A 3,307-nucleotide genomic window follows, 5' to 3' on the forward strand; every position below is an offset into this window, starting at 1 on the left:
AAATTTTATATTTATAGATATTCCTATGATTAAATTTATATTATTTAATAAATATATTTTACAAATTTGTGTATCTTATTTCATAAGCATATCTATCATAATATCTAAAGTGGCTTTAGTTTTATTTAGATTATTAATATAATCTGCTATATGATATTTATAATATTCAACGCCGCTATCTGTAATAGAATATATTTTTTTACTTCTTTTATTTAAAAATTCATCACCTGTCCAAGAGCTTTTTACATATCCCTTCATTTCTAAATCATAGAGAGTTTCGTATATTGTACTAGAAGAAACCGGAAAAGGGAGAGAAGTCTCTGAAAATCTATTTCTAAATTCTTCAAGAACCTTATTACCAAATATAGTATTTCCTTTTGATAATTCTTTTAATATATAAAAACTATAAAGCATTTTTGTGTTTACAACATTTCTTGGAGCCACCAATCTATTTCTCTTTTCCATATAAACACCTCCTTAATAATAGTTTATCATAAGAAATAGAAAAAGTACATTTAAATAATATACTCGTAAATGATTATTAAAATATAAAAAATATTACAGAACATAAACAATATGTAATGAATACAATGTACTATACGAAAGAGTAGGAGTTGATAAACATGTCAAGAAGATCTTGTTATAGTAGAAATAACTGTTGTGGTGGTGGCTACAGAGGTGGCTGCTGCGGTAACTACTCTAATTGTGGCTGTGGCTGCGGAGGCTTCGGTGGAGGCTGTGGAGGATGCGGCTGTGGAGGCTTCGGTGGAGGATTTGGCGGATGTGGCTGCGGATGTTCACCATTAATATGGTTATTATTACTAGGTTTTTGTTGGTAGTAAAATAATAATAAAAGGGTGCTTTGGCATCCTTTTATTACTTTATAGAATTTTTTATTTTATATTTCCATAAACACTAAAAATTAAAGCATATGAGTTTAGTAAAATAGAATTTTTATAAAAATATAGTTAATAATAATTTATAAACAAGCATTAAATAGAGGTGATACATATGAAAAAGATATATTTAAAAGATATTAAAATGCATCAAAATATTGAAAGTACTTTTATAGTAATAAAAATAATATCTTATGAAGTTGATAATTTTATTGCAATTATTGGAGATAATTCTGGAGAAATAAAAGCTTATATAAAAAATATAAATGCATCAATAAATATAGGAGATGTTATATTAGTAAAAGGGAAATTAGCTCCAAAGTTTAAAGTTAATTTTATAAAAAAAGTTTTAGAAATAGATATTTTAGATTATTTACCATCAGTAAAAAGACCTATTAATAAAATAATGAATGAATTAAATAAAATAAGTGAAATTGAATTTAAAAGCTTAGAAGCAAAGACAATTGATGAATATTTTTTTAGCAACTCAGAATTTTTGAATAAGTTTGAAAAAGCAATTGGAGGAGTTTTTAACCATCATAATTACATCGGGGGATTAGCAGAGCATACACTAGCAGTAACTTCACTTGCACGTGAATTTGCTTATAGATATAATTGCAGAAATAAAGAAATTGCAATATTAGGAGCAAAGTTACATGATATAGGAAAAATAAGAGAAATGAATTATGATAAACCCTTTAGTTATACCTTAGAAGGAGAGCTAGAAGGCCATATAGTTATAGGGTTAAGTATGTTAGATGAAGCCTTTAATAGTAATAAAGAAATATACTCTAGTGATTTTATAAATAGATTGAAGGCAATAGTAGTTCAACATCATGGAAAGCAAGAGTTTGGATCACCAAAGGAGCCTAATACAATGGAAGCATATATAGTTCATTATGCAGATTATGTTGATGCAACTCTAAATAAAATAAATATAATATGCGAAGATTTAGAAAGTGGAAGTTGGAGTGACTTTGACAAAAGAATAAATGGAAGAATATATATATAAATATATAATAAAGACTTAGATAAAATTTTATGATAAAAATAATATTCTAATATGGTACAATATATTAGGGGTGAAATTATGCTTGAAAACAGATGTTTTTGTGAAAAATGCAATAAAATTCAAAATATTAAAGTTGATAGTTGTACAGAAATTAAAGAGTTTAACATAGGAAAAGTAGCTTATAATAAGTTATATGGAAAATGCTCAGTATGTAATAATGAAGTATATTCATCAGAGTTATCTAAAAAGAATAAAAAGGAAATAAATAAGAAAATAAAAGAACTAGAAGATGAAGTAACTATATTAAAAATAATAGAAAGTAATAAAAAAGGTACTCTTGTATTAAGAGAAGATGAAAAAGATATACTAAATGAAATAAAAAGTATTTTATCAAAAAATAAAAAATAATATTTAAGTTATTAAATATTTACTAGTCTAATATAATATGGTGTAAAAGTATAATAATCTTAGGAGGACACTGATGTTAGACTTATTGGTATATTTAGATGAAGCTCTAATAAAAAATTTAAATTCAGTAATATTAAATGGATATATAGATATAAGAACATATAGGAGAATTAAAGATAGAACTATTGGAGGAAATATTAAGATAGGTGACAGGGAATCAAATGGCTCTGATTTTGGAAGTAAAAAAGATAAGATAGAGGGTTATAAAACCAAACAAGAAAGATGTGATGATCATTATGAAAATGGGAGTGATAGGAGTTTAGGTTTTGAAGGCCGTGATTTTGATAGAAATGAACAAGAAATTAAAAAAATTAGTACCATCTTTACTCTTCATGGTAGTTTATTAAATAGGATGTATGATAATAAAAACGTAAAAAAAATAAGCTATAAAGATATGGAAAGTGGAAATATTAAGGAAGGGGAATATGTAGAAGTTGATGGGTTTTTGAAAGAAACATCACTCCCTTTTTATATAGATACCTTGATTTATATCATAAACTGCTATGGGGCAGATTTTTTAAACACTTTATTAGAAAAAAAGAACTTGAAAAACTTAAATTTTAATATAATATGTAAGTTATTAGAAAGATTAAGAATGTCTATAACTTCAAGAGGAAGTCATGATCTCCTAATGCAAAATGAAGACATATCATTACTTTTAACAATAAATGAAAATAACTTTTTAAGTAATCATGCACATATGTTTAATTTGGTTCATTGTTCTTGCAAAGTATTCGGGAAGGTAATGATGATAAAAGAAGATGAAAATAAATGTATAAGCTTATTACGAAAGACTTCACAAGAAGAATATTATCAACAAGTAATAGATTCAATAGATCCATATTTAGAGGTATTAAAAGAAAATAATATAATTCTTCCTAAAAAACCAGAATGTAATATAAAAGGAAAAGTGATAATGATTTACAATAAG

General features: G+C 25.4%; 5 protein-coding genes. 4 read left to right on the forward strand and 1 reads right to left on the reverse strand.

Annotation, left to right across the window (positions count from 1 at the left end; translation table 11 throughout):
- Positions 1–75: 75 nt before the first annotated feature.
- Positions 76–465: a PadR family transcriptional regulator gene (locus A500_RS18035; protein WP_016209009.1), complete on the reverse strand. Its 390-nt coding sequence runs from the start codon at positions 463–465 to the stop codon at positions 76–78.
- A 158-nt stretch (positions 466–623) separates the two neighbouring features.
- Here A500_RS18035 and A500_RS20135 point away from each other — a divergent pair, with 158 nt between their 5' ends.
- The 4 genes from A500_RS20135 to A500_RS18050 all read left to right on the forward strand — a co-directional run.
- Positions 624–839: a hypothetical protein gene (locus tag A500_RS20135; protein ID WP_083935722.1), complete on the forward strand. Its 216-nt coding sequence runs from the start codon at positions 624–626 to the stop codon at positions 837–839.
- A gap of 172 nt (positions 840–1,011) precedes the next feature.
- Complete coding sequence (locus A500_RS18040) at positions 1,012–1,908, forward strand: HD domain-containing protein (RefSeq protein ID WP_016209010.1); 897 nt, start codon at positions 1,012–1,014, stop codon at positions 1,906–1,908.
- A 78-nt stretch (positions 1,909–1,986) separates the two neighbouring features.
- The gene (locus A500_RS18045) at positions 1,987–2,316 is read left to right on the forward strand and encodes a hypothetical protein (protein ID WP_016209011.1); all 330 of its coding nucleotides are present in this window, start codon (positions 1,987–1,989) and stop codon (positions 2,314–2,316) included.
- Positions 2,317–2,389: 73 nt separating this feature from the next.
- Positions 2,390–3,307, forward strand: a 918-nt coding sequence (locus A500_RS18050) for a DUF6414 family protein (RefSeq protein ID WP_016209012.1), incomplete at its 3' end; no start/stop codon positions are given.

Source organism: Clostridium sartagoforme AAU1, from assembly GCF_000401215.1.
Lineage (GTDB): Bacteria > Bacillota > Clostridia > Clostridiales > Clostridiaceae > Clostridium > Clostridium sartagoforme.

Bases quoted from the DNA above. Each gene is read 5' to 3' on its own strand.
- A500_RS18035 (WP_016209009.1), bottom strand. From the start codon at position 465: ATGGAAAAGAGAAATAGATTGGTGGCTCCAAGAAATGTTGTAAACACA.
- A500_RS20135 (WP_083935722.1), top strand. From the start codon at position 624: ATGTCAAGAAGATCTTGTTATAGTAGAAATAACTGTTGTGGTGGTGGC.
- A500_RS18040 (WP_016209010.1), top strand. From the start codon at position 1,012: ATGAAAAAGATATATTTAAAAGATATTAAAATGCATCAAAATATTGAA.
- A500_RS18045 (WP_016209011.1), top strand. From the start codon at position 1,987: ATGCTTGAAAACAGATGTTTTTGTGAAAAATGCAATAAAATTCAAAAT.